Raw genomic sequence first — 19,635 nt, forward strand, 5'->3', positions numbered from 1 at the left:
CTGCCTGCGGGATTATACGCCGGCAGCCGGGCGGGATGGACCGCTTATTCGGCGGAAGCCCCGGAAATGGTGAAGTCCGACTCCGCCGTGATCAGGTGAATCCAGGTGGGGCCGGGGGCCAGGAGGGGGAGCTGGCCGCCCTCCGGCGGGTCGAGGACGAACCCGCCCGCCTCCAGCCGCCACGTGCCCTCGTATTGGTGGCCGGCCACCAGCACCGTCGCCGGGCCGCCGTCCCAGAGGTAGAGAGTCCAGCCGAGGTCCACGCCCCGGTTGATGCCGCTCACTTCGAAGAAGAGCAGGTTCACCGCCTCCAGGGGCTCGCCGCTCTCGTCGCGGTGCAGTTCACCGTCCGAGTAGCGAACGTACCGGCCGTCCTCCCAGACCCAGCGGGCCTCGTGCAGGCGGTGCCAGTAGATGTCCACCGCCCGCGCATCGCCCACGGCCGGGACGGCGGCCATGCGCTCGGTGGTGGGAACGGGCGTCATGTCGATCGAGCGGTCGACCACCGCCTGGTTCAGCAGGTCGGTGGATGTGTAGAGGTTGTGCGGCGGCTCACGGTCGGCGGTGCGGAAGAAGTAGCCGCCGGCGGTGTAGATTTCATCGAGGTTGCGCGGGCCCCAGGAGGCCTTGAGCATGGCCAGGGCCTCTGCACTGCCGCCCGAGTGGGCGAAGGGCGTGTTGTAGGCGTCGGCCATGTCCACGAAGCCCTGCCGGGCGCTGCGCACCGGGCCGATCTTCGCGGCGGGTGTGGACCAGAAGAGCGTGAAGAAGCGGGTGATCTCGGCCTCGGTGAGCGTCTCCAACACGAGGTCGGCCTGCCTCAGACCGCTCTGGGGGCGGGCCGAGGGCGAGTTCTCCACCACCACGGCCACAGGTCCCGCCCAGAGTCCTTCCGCCGGTGAGGCCAGCGGATAGACCGGGCCGCCGGTGAGCGTCGGCGAGGCGGGAACCGGCTCGGGCGCGGGTTCCGGCCCCGGCTCCGGGGCGGGTTCCGCCTCCGGGGTGGGGGCGGCCATTTCTGGCGGTTCGGGCGCCGGCTCGACGGGGCTGTCCGTCCGCCCGGCGCAGCCTGCGAGTGCGACGAAGATCAACAGCAGGGGCAAAATTCGCTTCACAAACAATCACCCCGCAGAGGTGATTCCAGGCCAGGAGGTCGTTCCCCTGCGGGGCGGCGAATCGCAGAGAAAAAGCTGTTGCAATGGATGACCGCCTAGTACAAAATGAGCAAAAGAAAGAACTCCGATCGGGATTGGGGGAGAGATGACGTGAAGCCCGACCTGAAGTGGACTGCGCTGCTGCTCGCGGGGATGCTGGTGCTCACCCTGGCGCTGGCGGGCTGCGCCGGTGGGCGTCAGCCGCAGCGCCTCACGCTGTACACCTCGTTCGGGGCCGACCTCTACACGCCGCTGGTGGAGGCCTTCGAGGCCCAGACCGGCATTGAGGTGGACGTGGTCTTCGGCGGCACCGGGGAACTGTTGCGCCGCCTGGAGGCAGAGCGGGAGAAGCCCGCGGCCGACGTGATGCTCGGCGGCGGCGCCGAGTCGTTCGAGGCGTACCGGGAACTGTTTGAACCCTACACGGTGAAGGACGACGGGCTGATTCCCGACGCGCTGAAGGCGCCGGACCGGCTCTGGTACGGTTTCAACGCCCTGCCCATGGTGATCATGTTCAACAAGGAGCAGGTCGCCGAGTCGAAGCTGCCCCGGGGCTGGGCAGACCTCGCCGACCCGCGCTGGGAGGGCCGGATCGCGATGGCGGACGCCACCAAGAGCGGCACCGCCTTCGTGCAGTTGGTGACGATGCTCACCCTCTTCGAGGACGACGGCGACCACGGGTGGAACACGGTCGCAGCGGTGGTCAGGAACGCCCGGATTCTGGGTTCCGCGAGCCTGCCGCCCAAGGGAGTCGACGAGGGGGAGTATGCCCTCGCCCTCACCCATGAGAACATCGCCTGGAAATACGCGCAGGCCGGCGGCCCGGTGGGCTGGATCTACCCGGTGGAGGGCACCGCAACCATCCCGGACAGCGTCGCCCTGGTGAAGGGGGGGCCGAACCCGGCGGCCGCCCGGCGGTTCACGGACTTCCTGTTCTCGCGGGAGGCCCAGCAACTGGCCGCCGAGCAGCTGGGTCTCAGGGCGAGCCGCACCGACGTGCCGCTGCCAGAGGGCCTCAGCCCCACAGATGAGATCCGCCTGATCACCCTGGACGTCGCCTGGGCCTCGGCCCAGCGGGAGGAGATCCTGAACCGTTGGAAGGACTTGCTGGCGGAGTGATACCGTCCTCCGGCACAACGGACCCGGCCCGCCCTCGCGGCCACCGAGGACCGGCGGGGCTGGGCAGGCGTAGCCGACCCGGGGATGGTTGGAACTGGGTGGCGCTGACCGTCATCGCATTCCTGGTGCTCTTCCTGCTCTACCCGGTGGCACGGGTCACGGTCGGCAGCCTCGCTGCGCCGGGCCTCTGGCAGGAGTTCCTGACCCGGGCCTACTACCGGCGCGCCCTGCTGAACAGCCTGCTGCTCTCCCTCGGCGCTACGGCGGGCTCCCTCGCACTGGGAGTGCCGCTGGCCGTGCTCACCACCCGGTACAACCTCCCCCTGAAGAGGCTGATCCACACCCTGGCGGTGCTCTCGCTCCTGTCGCCGCCGTTTATCGGCGCCTACGCCTGGATCACCCTGCTGGGCAGGGCCGGGCTCCTCACGGGGTGGCTGGGGCTGGAAGGCTTCTCGATCTACGGCCCCGGAGGCGTGCTGCTGGTGATGGTGCTGCATCACTGCGGGTACGTGTTCCTGCTCACGCGGGCCGCCCTGCTGCGCGTCGACCCGGAGGTAGAGGAGGCGGCCGAGTCGCTGGGTTCTCCCCCCTGGCGGCGGCTGTTGACCGTCACGCTGCCACTGGCCATGCCGGCCATCGCGACCAGCGGGCTCCTGGTGTTCACGTCCACGCTGGCCGATTTCGGCACCCCGATGCTGATCGGCGAGGGGCTGCTCACGCTGCCGCTGGTCGCCTACAACGAGTTCCTGAGCGAACTGGGCGGCAGCACCGGCATGGCCACGGCGGCCAGCCTGGCGCTGCTGCTGTTGGCCCTGCTGGCCCTGGGGGTGCAGACGTGGCTGCTTCGGGGTCGCTCCTACACCGGGCGCAGCGTGCGGCGGCAAGAGGTCGCCCCGCTGGGTCCGGCCGGCCGCGTGCTGGGAGCCGCCTTCGGCCTGTTGGTGGCCGGCGCCGCAGCGCTGCCGCAGGCGGTGGTGCTCGTCAGTTCGGTGCTGCGGACCCGCGGCCCCCGCTTCACGGGCGAGGTGGGGCTCGACAACTACCGGCGGATGTGGGACCAGATGGCGGAGGTGGTGGGGCGGACCCTCGCTTACTCCGGAACGGCCGCCGCCACCATGCTGGTGGCGGGTCTGCTGGTGGGGTACGTGCTGGTGCGCAGGCCGGGCCGGCTGAGCCGCGCCCTGGACGCGCTGCTGGTGCTGGCGCAGATCGTGCCCGGCACAGTGCTCGGCGTCGGGCTGATCCTGGCCTGGGGCCGGCCGCCCCTCTCCCTGGCCGGGACGGGCGCCATCCTGGTGGTGGCGTACGTTGTGCGCCGCATCGCCTACACCGTGCGGGCGGCCGCGGCCGGGGTGCTGCAACTGAGCCCGGAGTTGGAGGAGGCTTCGCTCTCCCTGGGCGTTCCCCAGGGGCCGACCTTCCTCCGGATCACGGCCCGCCTGATCCTGCCCGCCGCCCTCTCGGGGGCTCTGGTGAGCTGGATTGCCGTCCTCGGTGAACTCTCCAGCACGATCATGCTCTATACCGGTCGGACCGCGACGGTTTCGGTGATGATCTACAACCAGGTGCTTACCAACAGCTTCGGCACGGCGGCGGCGCTGGGCTCGCTGCTCATCGGGCTGACGCTGACGGTGCACGGGATCCTCCGCCGCTGGCTGGGGGAGGAGTCGCTGGGCCACTGGTAGCAAATCGACAGGCGCCCCACACGAACGGCTTGGCCGTGGCGTGTGGGGCGCTCGTCTGTGGGGCCTCCGACCGTCAGGGCTGATAGGAACCGATCAGCACGTGCGGGGCGGCGTGCGTGGCGGGCGCCGCCGCAGAGCGGTCCTCGACGGTGATCAGGATGGTGTCGTTGCGGTTCAGGGGCAGCCCGTCCGCCTGGAAGCGGAAGTTCTCCCCCCAGGCCCGCTCGCAGTAGCCCACCGGGGTCCGCACCTGGCTGCGCTGGTTCACCAGCCAAACGCGGTACGCGTTGAACGGCCGCCCGGTGGTGCGGTCGCGGCCCAGGGCCATGGGGCTCGGCAGCCCGCGGAGGGAGAGGGTCAGACTGCCCCGCCGCAGGTTGAGGGTTGCCAGCCCGGAGGCGCGGGGCGTCATGGGGTGGCGCTGCACCAACGAAACCTGAATCTCCAGCGGGTTGGCGGAGCGCACCCGGGGCGCCGACTGCTGGGCGTCGCCGGCGGGGGCGGCGTTCTCGGCGGTGTCGCCGGCGTCGCCCGTGGGGGTCGGCGGCGCGGCGGCCTGGGTGCCGGCCGGCGTGCCGGGGGTCGGCGGCAGGCCGCCCACAGCGCCGGGCGGGACAGCCGGGGAGGTGAAACCGGCCGGTAGAGTGTCGGACTGAGTCGCCGCACCGGCAGTGGCGATGGCGCTCGGGGTGTCCGGCTCCGCACCGGCGACGTCGCGCTCTGCGGCCAGGGCGGGGGTGGCGCCGCCGCTTTCCGCGCCTCGGTCCGCTGCGTCTGCACTGGTCTGGGTGGCCAGGCCCACGGGGGCGAAGCCGGTGGTGACGGCCACGGCCGCAGCCTCTGCGCGGGCGTCAGCAGGGGCCGGGGCGGCGCCGCTGTCAGCCTCTGCGGCGGAGGCGCCGCCATTCGGGGCGGGCGCGTACGGGTCCGCAAGCGGCGTGGAGCCTGCACCGGGGATAGCGCCGCCGACCGGGGCAACGGCCGCGGCGGAGTCGGTGAGTCCTGCGGCGGTGGACGCGAACGGCGCGGGATGCGGGCCGCTGCCGGCCGGACCGCCGAACCGGGCGGAACCGGCGCCGCTGCCAGACAGGGCCGCGTTTGCCGTCAGGCCGGCACTCCGGACGAACCCTTCGGAGCCGGTCTCCCGGGCCGGATCCGCGGGCGTCGGTTCCCCGGCGCCCTGCGACTGCCCGGAGGCGCTCCCGGGGCTGCTGCCGACCTCCAGGGCTGCCGGAGAATCCTCACGCGCCTCACCGCCATCAGGCGCCCAGGGCCCGTGGGCCGAAGCGCCCGGCACCGCGGGGGACTCGGCCGGCGGCGGAAACCCCGCCCACGACGAGGCCGGAGGGGACGACGCGGCTGTGGCCGTCGACTCCGAGACGGGTGGCGCAGCCGCCTGCGCGGGCTCCTCCAACCAGATCAGACGTCCCTCCAGCACGGCGATGGCGCCGGAGTGGCTTCCGCCGAAGGGCTCCACCGTGACCCGCACCCGCTCGGCCCGCCCGGGCTGCACCACCGAACTCGCCACCACGCGGGTGGCGCAGCCGTGGCCGTCGGGACCCACGTTGAACGCCCCCAGGCTCACCGCACCCGCGGGTCCCACCAGCCATCCCTCGTAGTAGAACCCCCCGGCCCCGGACCGGTCTGTCAGGGTCTGTCCATTCTCCACGTGCAGGGTAACGCGGCAGAAACCGGGCCCGCAGCTCACCACGCAGAACCCCTGCATCGGCCTGTCGTGCTGGTAGCGGTGGGCGCGGGCCGGTTTCAGCTCCGCCAGCCGGGCTGCCGCCAGGCCGGTGGCCAGTGGCTGTGTCAAGGTAATTCCCTCCCGTTCACGCGCTTTCTCAGAGACCATATGCGGACAGGGTGGGCGGCATGAGGTGTGACAGATTTCCGCCGACCGCTCCAAATTCGTCACACGCGGCAGGAGTCTGACAGATTCGATACGAATACAGTGACAGTACAGGCGATCAACACGGTTCAGACGGAATGAACCCGGCGCGAGGGGTGCGAGGAAGGAGCGGTGGCATGAGCCTGAACTTCGATCTGAGCCGGGAGCAGTCCATGATCCGCGACCTGGCGCGGGAGTTCGCCGAGGGTGAGGTGGCCCCCGGCGCGGCGGAGCGGGACAAGACGGGCCGCTTCCCCCTGGAACTGGTGCGCAGGATGGGCGAACTGGGCCTTCTGGGCATCCCCATTCCGGAAGCGTACGGAGGCACGGGTGGGGACACGGTGGCCTACGCCCTGGCGGTCGAGGAGATCAGCCGGGCGGACGGCTCGCTGGGCCTCACCATGGCGGCGCACTGTTCCATCGGGATGGGCCCGGTGCTCTACTTCGGCACCGAAGAGCAGAAGAAGCAGTGGCTGCCCGGGGCGGCGCGGGGCGAGTACCTGGCCTCGTTCGGGCTGACGGAGCCCGAAGCCGGGTCCGATGCGGCCGCCACCAGGACCACGGCGGTGCGGGACGGCGAGGGGTGGGTGCTGAGCGGCTCCAAGTCGTTTATCACCAACGCCTACTACTGTGGCTACATCGTGTGCACCGCCGTCACCCGCCCCGGCGAGGGGCACCGGGGCATCAGCGCGTTCATCGTGCCCAACCCGACGCCGGGTTTCACCATCGGTCCGGCCTACGAGAAGATGGGCCTGCGCTCTTCGGACACGCGGCCCCTCTACTTCGATCAGGTGCGGCTGCCCGCTGATGCCCTGCTGGGCCAGGAGGGGGAGGGGTTCCGCCAGTTCATGATCACCCTGGACGGCGGCCGCATCTCCATCGGCGCCATGGCGGTGGGCATCGCCCAGGCGGCCCTGGACGCGGCGCTGGCCTATGCCCGGCAGCGCGTCCAGTTCGGCCAGACCATCTCCAAGTTCCAGGCCATCCAGTTCAAGCTGGCCGACATGGCGATGGAGATCGAACTGGCCCGGAACATGGTGCTGAAGGCGGCCTGGCTGAAGGATCAGGGGCGTCCCTTCACCCGGGAGGCGGCGATGGCGAAGCTCTTCGCCTCCGAGACGGCGGTCCGGGCCGCCAACCAGGCGATTCAGATCCACGGCGGCGCCGGCTACATGGAGGACCTGCCCGTCTCGCGCTTCTGGCGGGACGCAAAGCTGACCGAGATCGGCGAAGGCACGAGCGAGATCCAGCGGCTGGTGATCGCCCGGCACCTGGGGTGTTGAGGGATGCTCTACGCCGTTGCACTGGTGGTGGCGCTGCTGATCGGTTTCCTGCTGCCGGAGGCGCTCGGGCTTGTCCTGCTGGGTGCGATGGCCCTCGGCGCAGCATGGCGGCTGGGGGGTCGGGTCAGCCGGGTGGAGTCGATCCTGGAACAGCACCTGGGGATCCAACTGTCCGAAGAGGCGCACAGGAACACCAGGGTCTACGAGACCGAGAGGGCGCACATTCGGGCCCGCATGGCCCGTTATGCAGAAGGGGCAAAGGAGGAGAAGAAGCGGTGATCCGGGCGAACATGGCCGGAACGGTGTGGAAGGTGCTGGTGAAGCCCGGGGACACAGTGGCCCCGGGCCAGGACGTGGTGATCCTCGAGTCGATGAAGATGGAGATTCCCATCACCGCCGAGACGGGCGGCACGGTGCAGGCGGTGAAGGTGGGCGTGGGCGACTTCGTCAACGAGGGCGACGTGGTGGTGGAACTGGACTGACCGGGGTGCGGCCTGGTGCAGGGGGCTGAGCGCACATGGGGGGATTGCTCTGCCCGCCTGGCCCCGCGGGGGAAGTACCGACTGAAGCGCAGAGAACAGAGGGGGAGTTGACGTGCGCACCGTTCGCATCGGCGCCGGCCAGGGGTTCTACGGCGACTCGCTCCTGCCGGTGCTCGACGTGGCCCGGTACGGCGACGTGAAGTACATCGGCTTCGACACCCTGGCGGAACTCACCCTGGCGATCCTCGAGAAGGGCCGCCGGCGGGAGCCCGGCACGGGGTACACCCGCGACGTGGTGCCCATGATGCGCAACCTGCTGCCCATCGCCAAAGAGCGGGGCATCCGGCTCATCACCAACGCCGGCGGCATCAACCCCCGGGGAGCGGCCCGGGCGGTGGCCGAAGTGGCCCGGGAGCTGGGGCTCTCTCTCAAGATCGCCTGCGTCACGGGAGACGACATCTTCGACCGGCTGGACGAACTGGCCGCCCTGGGGGTGCAGTTTGCGGGCCCGGCCACCGGTCAGACCCTGGCCGACGTGCGCGACCGGGTGCTCTTCGCCTCGGTCTACCTGGGGGCCAACGTGGTGGCGGACGCCCTGGCCACGGGGGCGGACGTGGTGATCACCGGCCGCACCACCGACACGGCGCAGTTCCTGGGACCGCTCATCCACGAGTTCGGCTGGGCCCGCGACGACTGGGACCGCCTGGCCCAGGGGATCATCCTCGGCCACCTGATGGAGTGCTCGGGCCAGGTGACCGGCGGCAACTACCAGGTGGGCTGGGAGGAAATCCCCGACCTGCACCGCATCGGCTTCCCCATCGCCGAGGTGAGCGAGGACGGCAGCTTTGTGCTCACCAAGGCGCCCGGCACGGGCGGCAAGGTCGATCTGAAGAGCGTGAAGGAGCAGTTCCTCTACGAGATCCATGACCCGACAACCTACGTCACCCCGGACGTCGTCTGCGACCTGACCACGACCCGCCTGGAGCAGGTGGGCGAAAACCGCGTGCGGGTGAGCGGCACCAGGGGGCGGCCGGCGCCCCCCACCCTGAAGGCGCTGCTGGGGTTCGCAGATGGCTGGATGGGGGAAGGCTACATCTCGTTCAGCTGGCCCAAGGCCTACAGCAAGGCGAAGCGGGCGGCGCAGATCATCCGGGCGCGGCTGGAGATGCAGGGGGTCCGGCCCGAGGAGATTCACGAGGAGTACATCGGGATCAACTCGCTCTGGGGCGCCCTGGCTCCCGAGCCGGTGGACGAGGACCAGATCAACGAGGTGCGGCTGCGCATCGCCATCCGCACCCGGAACAGGAGAGACTGCGAGATCCTGGCCCGGGAGTTCCCGCCCCTTCTGCTCTCGGGTCCGCCCACGGCGTCGGCCGTCGCCGGCACGCCGCAGCCCCGGGAGCTCATGGGCCTCTGGTCGGCCCTGATTCCCCGGGAGTGGATCGAGCCGCACGTGCAGATTACGGTGGAGGAGGTGTAGCCGTGGCCCGGCGCATCCGGCTGCTCGACATCTGTCATGCCCGGTCGGGGGACAAGGGCGATGCCGCCGACATCTCGCTTTTCGCCAACGACGACGCGGCCTGGGAGCTCATCCGCAGGCACGTCACGAAGGACGCGGTGGCCGACTACTTCCGGCCCGTGGCCAGCGGGCCGGTGGAGCGGTGGGAGGTGCCCAACGTCCAGGCGTTGAAATTCGTGGTGCACGGCGCGCTGGGCGGCGGGGCTCCGCGGTCGCTCCGCAGCGACAACCTGGGCAAGACGTTCGCCGCCGCCCTGCTGCACATGGAGATCACGGTAGAGGAGTAAGTGCCTGTGGCAGTTCCGCAAATCGACGTGGCACGGGCCAGGACGTTTGTCCTGGCCCACGGGAGAGCAGTGGACGTGGCACGCCTGGAGGGCCTGTTCGGTCGGACGGCCCCCGACCCTGCGGTGGTGCAGGGACTGGAGCAGCTGCAGAACCCGGACGGAGGGTTCCCGCGCGGCCTGGCGGTGGGTGGCTTTCCCCTCACGGCGCTGGGCAGTGGGCTCGGTGCGACGGGCGGCACGGGCGCCGATGTGCCGCGCAGTGACGGACCGGCGGGCGGGCCTGCGGCGGATGCGGCCGGCGCCCGGGCGGAGGGGCCGTCCTCCGTGGCCGCGACCTGCGCCGTCCTGGCCTGGCTCAGGGACATCCCGCCCCTGGCGGGCTCCCCCATGGCGTCGCGGGCCGTGTCGTACCTGCGGCGCCAGCAGCGGGTAGATGGCGCATGGGCGGAGGGGGCCTGTGCCCGGACGGCTTCGCCCGGCCCGGGCGCGGCGGGCCCCGGCGACGAGCCGACGGCTTGCGATGTAGAAGAAGCGCCGCTTCCGTCCCTCGGGATCACCGCCATGGCCGCCTACACGCTGCTGGTGATGGACCCGGCGCACGAGGACCCGATCGCCCGGGCCGCCCGGTGGCTGCGGGACGCGCTGGCAGGCGGGGCCGAGGGGGAAACGGCCGGGCCTGCGGCTGCCGACGCAGCGGTCACCACAGCCGGGGCTGCGACCCTCGCCCTGGCTGCGGCCGTCTGGCGGCGGGTGCACGTGGCCGGCGTCCCGGATCGGGTCTGGGTGTACTCGCCCGGGGCGGGGCGCGACGCTTCCGCCGGTGAACTCTGCGCGGTGCTCACCCCGCTGGCGGAACTGGGGCTGCGTGCCGGCGACTTCCTGGTGGCGCTTCGCTGCCTCGAGGCGCTGGCGGGGATGCAGCAGGGCGAAGGCGGCTGGCCGGCGGAGGACGGCCGGGCCGTGGCGGCCACGCTGGATGCCCTGCGGGTATTCCGGGCCTTCGGGCTGGCGTGAGCCCCGGGCGGTCAGCGGGAAGGAGGAGGGAACCGGATGGAGAAGGTGGTCCTGGCCCGTGAGGGACCGATCGCATGGGTGGCCCTGAACAACCCGGAGCGGCACAACGCCCTCTCCCGGGATGTGGTGTCCGCACTGCAGGCGGCGGCGGACGCGCTGGCTGTGGACAGGCAGGTGCGGGTGGTGGTGCTGCACGGGGGCGAGTCCAGGTCTTTCTGCAGCGGCGCGGACCTGAAGGAGCGGCAGGGGATGGACGAGCCGGAGGTGCTCGCCACCGTCCACGCCCTCCGGGAGGCCGTGAACAGCGTTGCGCAGCTGCCGGTGCCGGTGATCGCCGCCATCCACGGGAACGCCTTCGGCGGCGGGCTGGAGCTGGCCCTGGCCTGCGACATCCGCATCGCCGCCGACGACGCCCAGATGGGCCTCACCGAGGTGGGCTGGGGCATCATCCCCGGTGCGGGCGGGTGCGTCCGCCTGCCGGCGCTCGTCGGTCCGGCCCGGGCGAAGGAGCTGATCTTCACCGCCCGCCGGCTTACGGCGGCGGAGGCGCTGAACCTGGGCCTGGTGAGCCGCGTGGTGGCCAGGAGCGAGCTGCTGGACGAGTGCCGCCGACTGGCGGAGCAGATCGCCGCGCAGGCGCCGCTGGCCGTGCGGGCGGCGAAGCGCGCCATCGACGCCGGCCCGGGCCTGGCCGCCGGCCTGGCCGCCGAGTGGCGTGAGTACCAGTCCATCGTGCCCACCCGAGACCGGCTGGAGGGGCTGCGGGCGTTCGCGGAGCGCCGGCCGCCGGTCTACCGGGGCGAGTAGCGGCTGCGTAGACCGGTACCCTTGCGGCAAGGGCGAATCGGGAACGCCGGGGGCTGCTGCGGCCGGGGCAAGGCGCTGGAAATGGAGGGACCACACATGCTGCTGAACGACGTCGCCTTGATGGAGCATCCGATCAGCATCGTCGGTGCGCTGGGGGGCCTGCTGGCCCACGCCGGGCGCCGCCTGGAGCCCGCCTACCTGGCAGGGGTCACGGGCCACGCCTTCCGGCTGACGCTCGACCTGGTCATCTCGCCGTCGGGCCCTGCGGAGCTCAACTTCCACGAGGTCTTTCCGCTGTGGGAGCGGCTCGGCGCGTGGTTCAAGCGGGTCGCCGCCCGGCCGGCCGACCCCGACTATCCTTCCGTGCGCGCCGACGTGGTCCGCCGGGTCGGCCAGGCGGTGGAGGGCGGCCGGCCGGCCATCGTCTACGACCTGCTGGGCAGCGGCGAGTACGGGCTGGTAGTCGGCGTGGAGGGGGAGCGGTGGGCCTGTCTCACGCCCGAGAGCCCGGCCGCTCCCCAGTGGATGGAGGTGGCTGCCTGGCCGCCGGCGGAGCATGCGGCCTTCACCCGGGCCGAGGTGATCACGCTGCTGGACATCGCCGGCGACTTCGACCGGCGCAAGGCGGAGGCGGGGTCGCTCCGCTTCGCCGTGGACCACTTCTGGGCCCCGCCGTCGCGGGACATGTGGCTGCAGCACGGCCGCGGGGCGTACCAGTACTGGCGCACGGTGCTGAAGGGCAACCTGCCGCTGCACGGCCCGGAGCCGGGGAAGGCGCACAGCTACAACCTCGCCCTGCTGCGGGCGGCTCGGGGCGACGCCGCGGCCTACTTGGAGCAGCTGGCCGGCCAGTACCCCGAGGCGGAAACGCTGGCCCGGGCCGCGGCGGCTTACCGGCGCGTGGAAAGAGCCTTGGCGGAGGCGGTGGCGCTGGCCCCGTACCCGGGGGAGGCGCTGGAGGCGCACCGGGGCGAGGTGGCGGCGTGCCTGGAGCGGGCCCTGGCGGCCGAGACGGAGGGCGTGGAAGCCATCGAGCGGGCCCTGCGAGTCTTGCGCTAGCAGACCATTCCGGCGGCCCGCCGGCCGGTGCCGGCCCGGCGCACCGAGAAGGATGGCCTCCGACCGGCCCGCAGGGGACGGGCAGAGAGAGGGCAGCCCGCCGGTGGAAGCGAGAAACCGGCAGCAGCCCACAGGGGAGGAACGGGCAGAGGGGGAGGAAGCGATGAGCCTGGATGCACGGCTGATGGCGCTGGAAGAGCAGATCAAGCGGGGGGGAGCCGAGCGGTACCACCAGCAGGCGCGGGCGCAGGGCAAGCTGTTCGCCCGGGAGCGGATCCGGCTGCTTCTGGACGCGGGCTCCTTCGTGGAAGATGGCCTCTTCGCCAACTGCGAGGCGGGTGACCTGCCTGCCGACGGCGTGGTCACCGGCCTGGGGCGCATCGACGGTCGGCCGGTGGCGGTGATGGCCAACGACTCTACGGTGAAGGCCGGGTCGTGGGGGGCCCGCACGGTGGAGAAGATCCTGCGCATCCAGGAGACCGCCGAGCGGCTGCGGATGCCGCTCTTCTACCTGGTGGACTCGGCCGGCGCGCGCATCACCGACCAGGTGGAGATGTTCCCCGGTCGGCGCCACGCGGGCCGCATCTTCTATAACCAGGTGCGCCTGAGCGGCATGGTGCCGCAGATCTGCCTGCTTTTCGGCCCCAGCGCGGCCGGCGGGGCATACATCCCCGCGTTCTGCGACGTGGTCTTCATGGTGCGGGGCAACGCCTCGATGTACCTGGGCTCGCCCCGCATGGCCGAGATGGTGATCGGCGAGAAGGTGACGCTGGAGGAGATGGGCGGCGCCGAGATGCACACGTCGGTCTCCGGCTGCGGCGACGTGCTCTGCGAGAGCGAGGAGGAGGCTATCCAGCTCGCCCGGCGGTACTTGAGTTACTTCCCGCAGTGCGCCGGCGAGCGGCCGGCCGCCGCGGCCCCGGTGGAGCCGAAGCCGGGCCGGGCGCTGGAGGAGATCGTCCCGGCCAACCAGAATGCCGCCTTCGACATGTACGAGCTGATCGACCGGCTGATCGACGAGGGCTCGTGGTTCGAGATCAAGAAGCGGTTCGCACCGGAGGTCATCACGGGCTTCGCCCGCCTGGGCGGGCGCGTCGTCGGCGTGGTGGCCAACCAGCCCCGGGTGAAGGGCGGCGTGCTCTTCGTGGACTCCGCCGACAAGGCCGCCCGCTTCATCTGGCTCTGCGACGCCTTCGAGATCCCGCTCCTCTTCCTGGCCGACGTGCCCGGCTTCATGATCGGCACCAGGGTGGAGCGGCAGGGCATCATCCGCCACGGGGCGAAGCTGATCGCGGCGGTGAGCGAGGCCACCGTGCCCAAGGTTTGCCTGGTCGTGCGCAAAGCCTACGGCGCCGGCCTCTACGCCATGGCCGGCCCGGCGTTCGAGCCGGACTGCACGCTGGCCCTGCCTACGGCATCCATCGCCGTGATGGGGCCGGAGGCGGCGGTGAACGCCGTCTACGCCAATAAGATCGCCGAGAAGCCGCCGGAGGAGCGGGAGGCGTACGTGGCCCAGCTGCGGGAGGAGTACCGGAAGAACATCGACATCTACCGTCTGGCCTCGGAGCTGATCGTTGACGCCATCATCCCCTTCGGGCGGGTCCGGGAGGAGTTGCTTGCCCGCCTCGCCTTCTACGAGCGGCGGCAGCAGGAGCCACCGCGCAAGAAGCGCCCCGTGACGCCGGTGTAAGGCCGACGTTCACGAGACTGGCCCTGTGCGGGCTCCCGCGGCGCGCGTCTCCCGGAGAGCCCGACGTGTGAACCATCGAGGTCTGGGAGCCGACTCCCCGGCCGCGATGGCTCTTGCGCGCCCGCCGCGGGCGCCCTGAACTGCGGCTCCGCCGCCGGGGGGCCACCGGACTCGTTCTGCACCGGCGGAGTCGCCGAACTCGTCTGTTGTGTAAGAAGGACGCACAGAGAGGGGTTGTGCCAGGGTGAGAAAGAGCAGCAGTCTGTTTGCACTCCTGCTGGTCCTGGCGATCGGGCTTTCCGGTTGCGGCGGCGGCGCTGCGTCTGAGCAGTCCAGCAGTGCGCCAGCCGGCAGCAGAGGCACCGCCGCATCCAGGGACATGGCAGCGAACGCGCCTGGCGAGGCGTCCGTTACGTCGGTGGTGGAGGCCGGCGGTGACGCCGTCGGCGCCGACGCACCGGTGACCGACCGGAAGATCATCCAGAACGCCGAGATCGAACTGCACGTGCGGGACGTCGACGAGGCGCTGAACGCCGTCCACGAGGCGGTGCGCAGGGCCGGTGGGTACGTGCAGGGAACCGACGTGTCGGGCACGCGCGAAAGCGGTCGGCACGTGTCCATGACCCTGCGCGTGCCGGCCGGCAGCTTCACCTCCATCCTCGACGTGCTCTCCGGTCTGGGTGAGCGGGAACGCCTGCGCCAGTGGACCGACGACGTGACGGAGGAGTACCTGGACCTCGAGGCCCGCATCGCCACGAAAGAGGCTCACCTGGCGCAGCTGAACAAGCTGTACGAGCGGAGCGGCACGATCTCGGAAATGCTCGAACTGGAGCGGGAGATCGCCCGCGTCACGGCTGAGCTTGAGTCCCTCAAGGGTCGATACAACTACCTTTCCAATCAGGTGGCGTTCAGCACCATCGGTGTGAACATGTACGAGCCCGGCGTACCCATGCCGCGCGCCACCCCGCAGACGCTGGGCGAACGGATGCGTGACAGCTTCCTGTACTCGTGGAACGCCACCATCGCCATGGCGGAATCGCTGCTGATCGCGCTGGTATCGATCATCCCCGTGCTGCTCTTCCTGGTTGTGATCGCTGCCGTCGTCTTCATCCTCATCAAGCTGATCGGCGGGGTCCGGCGGCGGGGTGGCCCGGGCGGGGCGGGCGACGGCAGGGCAGATCGCGGCGCAAGCGGCGGGCAGTCGCAGAGCGAGGGCGGGCAAGACTAAAGCGAAGGCGGGGCCGTTACGGCCCCGCCAGGCTGTTCTGGATGACGATGGGCGTGCCCACCTCCACGGCGTCGTAGAGTCTTTCCACTTCGCCGTTGCTCATGAGAATGGACCCCTCCGAACTCCACCGGCCGAGGTTCTGCGGTGCGTTGGTGCCATGGATGGCCCAGAGCGAGCCGCCGTCGTCGGGGAAAACGCTGAAGCCGATCCAACGGGTGCCCAGAGGGTTGGCCGGGTCGAGGGCCGGAATCCCTTCCCTCAGATACGGCATTCCGGGAACCATCAGGGTAACGGAGAACCGCCCGGTGGGCGTGGAGAGGTTCTCCTCCCAGTTCTCGGCGGTGGGGGCCGGGCCCTCGATGTGCCGGCCCGTCGCGACCCGGGCCGTCTGCACCAGCTCCCCTTCCCGGTAGTACCAGAGCACGTTCAGCCCCTTATCGACGAGGATCACCGTCGGCTCGGGGGGATCGAGGGGCGCCGCCGCGGCGTAGTAGTCCGCGGGCACCAGGCCCTGGTCGGCGTTCAGCTCCCAGGCCCGGAAGACAGGCTCCCCACCGCGGGCTTCCAGCGCCTTCTCGCCGCCGACTTCCACCTGAACGGGCTCGCCCTCCCGCGGGAGCTGCCCCTGCCAGACCAGCAGGTTCCGGGCGCGGGGCAGGTCCTTCAGCGTGAGGGTGCCCTCGCCCACCGTGATCACCTGGCCGATCTGCTTCGCCTCCTTCCCGGTTCCCGTGAGGAGGGCCAGGTGCACCCGCTCATCCACCAGGGGCGACACCGCGATCAGTTCCGGCTGGCCGTCGCCGTCCAGGTCCGGGCACTCGATGGTGCGCTCGGGGGTGAAGGGGAGGTCTGCCACCGGGGTCTCCGTCCGGTTCGTGCCCGGGGTCACCTCGGTCCCGGCGGTTTCCGTTTGTCCCAGGCGCAAAGCGAGCCAGCGGATGCCGAAACCCAGTCCCACTGCGAGGGCCGCGACGACGAGAAAGGCGAAGGCCCGCCTGCGAAGGTACCGCCTGCGGCGCTCTTCTTTCCGGCGCCATTCGCGCCGGGCGGAGCGGGGGCGCGGGGGTTCGTAGAGGTGGGACATGGGCCTCCCTCCTTCGGCTCGTTTTGCTGTTGCCTTGATTATAACCTATCCTCTAGTTCACGCTCCATTCATTTGCATAACGCCCTGTGGCTGGAGGCGCAGCATCCGGCTGGTGGGGTGACGGCAACTGGTTTTCCTGTTTGGGCATTCGCGTGGTATCATCTATGGAAGATGCTGTTTACACGCAGGAGGGCCGTTTGCATGGAATGGGTTACGGTTGACAAGTTGCCGCAGTACGAAGGCGAAACCGTGGAACTGCGCGGCTGGGTGTACAACTACCGGAGTTCCGGCAAGATCCAGTTCATCATCTTTCGCGACGGGACGGGCATCTGCCAGGCGGTGCTCTTCATCAAGGACGTGTCGCCCGAGGTCTTCGAGGCCGGCAAGCAGCTGACCCAGGAGTCGTCCATCATCATCCGCGGCACGGTCCGCAAGGACGACCGCGCCCCGGGCGGGTACGAGATCGGTGTGAAGGACCTGGAGATCGTCCAGATCGCGGAGGACTACCCCATCACGCCGAAGGAGCACGGCACCGAGTTCCTGATGGACCACCGCCACCTGTGGGTGCGCTCGTCCCGCCAGACGGCGATCCTGCGCATCCGCAACGAGATCACCATGTCGATCCACCAGTTCCTGCAGGAGCGGGGCTTCGTCCTCACCGAGTCGCCCATCCTGATGGGGACCGCGGCCGAGGGCGGGGCCAACCTGTTCGAGACCACGTATGTTAACGACGAGCCGGCTTACCTCAGCCAGTCGGGCCAGCTCTACGTGGAGGCCACGGCCATGGCCCTGGGGCGGGTCTACACCTTCGGCCCCACTTTCCGCGCCGAGAAGTCTAAGACCCGCCGCCACCTGATCGAGTTCTGGATGGTGGAGCCGGAGGCGGCCTACTTCACGCACGAGGACAACATGAAGCTGCAGGAGGAGATGGTCACCTACATCGTGCAGCGGGTGCTGGAGCGGCGCGAGGCCGATCTGAAGACCCTGGGCCGCGACACCACCCTGCTCGAGAAGGTGAAGCCGCCGTTCCCGCGCATCACCTACACCGAAGCCGTGGAGATGCTGCAGAAGCTGCACAAGCCCGGCGACGACTGGGATCCCATCCCCTGGGGTGAGGACTTCGGGGCGCCCCACGAGACGGTGATCACTCAGCAGTTCGAGAAGCCCGTCTTCGTGGAGAAGTTCCCCGTGAAGGTGAAGGCCTTCTACATGCAGCCTGATCCCACCAACCCCGAGGTGGTGCTGGGCGCCGACCTCCTCGCACCCGAGGGCTACGGCGAGATCATCGGCGGGTCGCAGCGCATCCACGACCCCGAGTTGCTGAAGCAGCGGTTCGAGGAGCACGGGCTCGACATGAAGACGTACGGCTGGTATTATGACCTGCGCCGCTTCGGCACGGTGCCGCACTCGGGCTTCGGCCTCGGCATTGAGCGCACCGTGGCCTGGATCTGCGGGCTGGACCACGTGCGGGAGACGATTCCCTTCCCGCGGCTGCTCAACCGCCTGCATCCGTAGCGGCGGCGGGTCTTCACACGGAGGGACGTGCCGATGGCGAAACGAGCGCTCTTCGTGATCGACACCCAGGTCGACTTCAACGACGAGCAGGGAAGCCTCACCAGCTTCCAGCGCTCCGACCCGAAGATGCAGCGGATTGCCGACCTGATCGCGGCGGTGCACGACGAGGGCGGCTTCGTGGTGGCCACCGTCGACACCCACCCGCCGCTGCACCACCCGGAGCACCTGGTGACCTACCGGCGCATGTTGCAGGAGACCCTGGGGGCGGACCGGTTCGAGTCTTACATGGACCGGGCGTACGAGGCGTACCGGGAGGAGCTCAAGATCTACCCGCCCCACTGCGAGTACGGCACGCCCGGGTGGCAGCCGACGGCGGCGATTGCAACCGCCTTCGAGCGGCTGGGAAGCGACCTGATCCTGATCCAGAAGCCCACGTACCGGCTGGTGGACGGCTACGTGATGAAGGGGCCGGCGCGCCTGGTGGGCCGGTCGGGCCGGGAGGTGCTCGACTTCCTCAAGGCGCAGGGGGTTTCGGAGGTCCTGGTCACCGGGCTGATCACGCCGGTCTGCGTGCTCGCGGCCGTGGAGTCGGCGGTGGCGGTCGGGCTGCGGGCGACCGTGGATGAGAACTTCGTGGACTCGTACGACGAGGAGAGCCACCGGCAGGGGCTCGAGCGGATCGCCGCGGCCGGCGGCGTGGTCGTGCCTGCGCGACCGGCGTAACCGCATCCGGCTCCTCCGCATTTCCGCGGCTCGCACCTTTTCGCAAACGTGCGACTAAGTGGGAGGGATTTCGCTCGTTGCTGGAGAAGATGGGGGCATCTGGAGATATCAAACCACCCGGGGTCGTCTCCGCAACGGGAGGTCGATGACATGGAGGAGATCGGCCGGCGCTTGCAGGCGGCGCGCATCGCCAAGGGCTTGACGTTGGAAGAGGTCGAAGAGGAAACCCGCATCCGCAAGAAATATATCGAAGCGTTGGAGTCCGGGCGGACGTCGGTCATCCCCGGGGAGGTCTACGTCAAGGGGTTCCTGCGCACCTACGGCAACTTCCTCGGTCTTGACGGAGAGGCCCTGGTGGAGGAATACAAGGCGAAGAAGCGGGCGCCCGCGGAAGAGGGAGAGCGCGGCTCCGGCGGGGCCGGGCGGCGCAGGGCGGAGGCGCCCCGCCGCCGTGGCACCGACGCTTCGGGGGATCGGGCGGAGGCCGCGGCCAGGGGCCGGGGGGAGAACGCGGCGGATGCCGCACCCGCCGACCAGGAGGTCGCCCCCGCTGTTCCCGAGGGTGCGCGCATCACCCAGGCACCCCGCCCGCCGGCCTTCGTGCAGCCGCCGCGCCGTTCATCCCGCAACCGGCGCCGCCACCACGGCCCCGGCCCGGGCGTCTACCTGATGCGGCGCATCCTGGTGGCGCTGGTGGTCCTCCTGCCGCTGGCCGGTCTGGGCTACTGGCTGTGGAACCGCCCCGCCGCCGCGCCTCAGGCCCCGCCGGACCAGACGGCGGTGCAGGCGCCGGGGCCTTCCCAGCAGGCGCCTGAGACCGGCCAAGAGCCCGCACAGGAGCCCGTGCAACCGCCCGAACGGGAGCCCGAGGCGGGGGAAACGCCACAGCCCGCCGTCACGGTGGGGAAGCCGAATGGGCAGGATGTGGACGTTACGGTAAGCGCCGAGACGATCGACCTGGAGATGCACTTCAGCGCAAGGACGTGGGTCGAAGTGTCTGACGCGGCGGGGACAATCCTCTACAGCGGAATTGCCGACGGCACGACACTCTCGTACCACGGAGACGGGTTCCAGGTGCGGCTTGGCCACGTGAAC

General features: G+C 70.4%; 18 protein-coding genes. 15 read left to right on the plus strand and 3 right to left on the minus strand.

Annotated features, from left to right (window positions below; translation table 11 throughout):
* Window positions 1-44: 44 nt before the first annotated feature.
* Entirely contained in the window at window positions 45-1,115 is a 1,071-nt protein-coding gene (locus tag AB2385_RS02920; protein WP_367653422.1) for a DUF3048 domain-containing protein, read from the minus strand.
* Window positions 1,116-1,265: 150 nt separating this feature from the next.
* On the opposite strand from AB2385_RS02920, the gene AB2385_RS02925 reads away from it, so the two are divergent.
* Both AB2385_RS02925 and AB2385_RS02930 read left to right on the plus strand, forming a co-directional pair.
* A complete protein-coding gene (locus tag AB2385_RS02925) occupies window positions 1,266-2,273 on the plus strand; it encodes an ABC transporter substrate-binding protein (protein WP_367653423.1) in 1,008 nt (335 codons plus the stop codon).
* Between the two features lie 98 nt (window positions 2,274-2,371).
* Window positions 2,372-3,958, plus strand: coding sequence for an ABC transporter permease (locus AB2385_RS02930; protein WP_367653424.1), 1,587 nt, complete (start codon window positions 2,372-2,374; stop codon window positions 3,956-3,958).
* A gap of 73 nt (window positions 3,959-4,031) precedes the next feature.
* Here AB2385_RS02930 and AB2385_RS02935 read toward each other — a convergent pair whose 3' ends face one another.
* The gene (locus AB2385_RS02935; protein WP_367653425.1) at window positions 4,032-5,774 is read right to left on the minus strand and encodes a hypothetical protein; all 1,743 of its coding nucleotides are present in this window, start codon (window positions 5,772-5,774) and stop codon (window positions 4,032-4,034) included.
* A 218-nt stretch (window positions 5,775-5,992) separates the two neighbouring features.
* Between AB2385_RS02935 and AB2385_RS02940 the strand changes: the two genes are divergently transcribed.
* From AB2385_RS02940 to AB2385_RS02985, 10 genes are all read left to right on the plus strand, one after another.
* Window positions 5,993-7,132, plus strand: a complete 1,140-nt coding sequence (locus AB2385_RS02940; RefSeq protein ID WP_367653444.1) for an acyl-CoA dehydrogenase family protein — start codon at window positions 5,993-5,995, stop codon at window positions 7,130-7,132.
* A 3-nt stretch (window positions 7,133-7,135) separates the two neighbouring features.
* Window positions 7,136-7,411 (plus strand): hypothetical protein, encoded by a 276-nt coding sequence (locus tag AB2385_RS02945; protein WP_367653426.1) that lies wholly within the window; start codon window positions 7,136-7,138, stop codon window positions 7,409-7,411.
* Window positions 7,408-7,614 carry an acetyl-CoA carboxylase biotin carboxyl carrier protein subunit gene (locus AB2385_RS02950; RefSeq protein WP_367653427.1) on the plus strand — a complete coding sequence of 69 codons (207 nt, stop codon included), beginning with the start codon at window positions 7,408-7,410 and terminating at the stop codon, window positions 7,612-7,614. The genes AB2385_RS02945 and AB2385_RS02950 overlap by 4 nt, the downstream gene beginning before the upstream one ends.
* 112 nt (window positions 7,615-7,726) lie before the next feature.
* Window positions 7,727-9,094 (plus strand): acyclic terpene utilization AtuA family protein, encoded by a 1,368-nt coding sequence (locus AB2385_RS02955; protein WP_367653428.1) that lies wholly within the window; start codon window positions 7,727-7,729, stop codon window positions 9,092-9,094.
* A gap of 2 nt (window positions 9,095-9,096) precedes the next feature.
* Entirely contained in the window at window positions 9,097-9,420 is a 324-nt protein-coding gene (locus tag AB2385_RS02960) for a hypothetical protein (protein ID WP_367653429.1), read from the plus strand.
* Window positions 9,421-9,426: 6 nt separating this feature from the next.
* Window positions 9,427-10,434: a hypothetical protein gene (locus AB2385_RS02965; RefSeq protein WP_367653430.1), complete on the plus strand. Its 1,008-nt coding sequence runs from the start codon at window positions 9,427-9,429 to the stop codon at window positions 10,432-10,434.
* 36 nt (window positions 10,435-10,470) lie between these two features.
* Window positions 10,471-11,241 carry an enoyl-CoA hydratase-related protein gene (locus AB2385_RS02970; protein ID WP_367653431.1) on the plus strand — a complete coding sequence of 257 codons (771 nt, stop codon included), beginning with the start codon at window positions 10,471-10,473 and terminating at the stop codon, window positions 11,239-11,241.
* A 96-nt stretch (window positions 11,242-11,337) separates the two neighbouring features.
* Window positions 11,338-12,300, plus strand: a complete 963-nt coding sequence (locus tag AB2385_RS02975; protein ID WP_367653432.1) for a hypothetical protein — start codon at window positions 11,338-11,340, stop codon at window positions 12,298-12,300.
* A gap of 163 nt (window positions 12,301-12,463) precedes the next feature.
* On the plus strand, window positions 12,464-13,990 hold the full coding sequence (locus AB2385_RS02980; RefSeq protein WP_367653433.1) for an acyl-CoA carboxylase subunit beta: 1,527 nt from the start codon (window positions 12,464-12,466) through the stop codon (window positions 13,988-13,990).
* A 244-nt stretch (window positions 13,991-14,234) separates the two neighbouring features.
* Window positions 14,235-15,218: a DUF4349 domain-containing protein gene (locus AB2385_RS02985; RefSeq protein WP_367653434.1), complete on the plus strand. Its 984-nt coding sequence runs from the start codon at window positions 14,235-14,237 to the stop codon at window positions 15,216-15,218.
* A 16-nt stretch (window positions 15,219-15,234) separates the two neighbouring features.
* Here AB2385_RS02985 and AB2385_RS02990 read toward each other — a convergent pair whose 3' ends face one another.
* Entirely contained in the window at window positions 15,235-16,302 is a 1,068-nt protein-coding gene (locus AB2385_RS02990; RefSeq protein WP_367653435.1) for a L,D-transpeptidase, read from the minus strand.
* Window positions 16,303-16,503: 201 nt separating this feature from the next.
* Between AB2385_RS02990 and asnS the strand changes: the two genes are divergently transcribed.
* From asnS to AB2385_RS03005, 3 genes are all read left to right on the plus strand, one after another.
* The gene (gene asnS, locus AB2385_RS02995) at window positions 16,504-17,817 is read left to right on the plus strand and encodes an asparagine--tRNA ligase (RefSeq protein WP_367653436.1); all 1,314 of its coding nucleotides are present in this window, start codon (window positions 16,504-16,506) and stop codon (window positions 17,815-17,817) included.
* A gap of 33 nt (window positions 17,818-17,850) precedes the next feature.
* Window positions 17,851-18,540, plus strand: a complete 690-nt coding sequence (locus tag AB2385_RS03000) for a cysteine hydrolase family protein (protein ID WP_367653437.1) — start codon at window positions 17,851-17,853, stop codon at window positions 18,538-18,540.
* A 150-nt stretch (window positions 18,541-18,690) separates the two neighbouring features.
* A partial coding sequence (locus tag AB2385_RS03005; RefSeq protein ID WP_367653438.1) for a RodZ domain-containing protein occupies window positions 18,691-19,635 on the plus strand: 945 nt, incomplete at its 3' end.

The sequence above is a fragment of the Symbiobacterium sp. genome (genome assembly GCF_040797425.1).
Classification (GTDB): domain Bacteria; phylum Bacillota; class Sulfobacillia; order Symbiobacteriales; family Symbiobacteriaceae; genus Symbiobacterium.

Excerpts from the sequence above, each read along its gene's own strand:
- AB2385_RS02975 (WP_367653432.1), top strand. The coding sequence starts at position 11,338 with ATGCTGCTGAACGACGTCGCCTTGATGGAGCATCCGATCAGCATCGTC.
- AB2385_RS02945 (WP_367653426.1), top strand. The coding sequence starts at position 7,136 with ATGCTCTACGCCGTTGCACTGGTGGTGGCGCTGCTGATCGGTTTCCTG.
- AB2385_RS02970 (WP_367653431.1), top strand. The coding sequence starts at position 10,471 with ATGGAGAAGGTGGTCCTGGCCCGTGAGGGACCGATCGCATGGGTGGCC.
- AB2385_RS02990 (WP_367653435.1), bottom strand. The coding sequence starts at position 16,302 with ATGTCCCACCTCTACGAACCCCCGCGCCCCCGCTCCGCCCGGCGCGAA.
- AB2385_RS02980 (WP_367653433.1), top strand. The coding sequence starts at position 12,464 with ATGAGCCTGGATGCACGGCTGATGGCGCTGGAAGAGCAGATCAAGCGG.
- AB2385_RS03000 (WP_367653437.1), top strand. The coding sequence starts at position 17,851 with ATGGCGAAACGAGCGCTCTTCGTGATCGACACCCAGGTCGACTTCAAC.
- asnS (WP_367653436.1), top strand. The coding sequence starts at position 16,504 with ATGGAATGGGTTACGGTTGACAAGTTGCCGCAGTACGAAGGCGAAACC.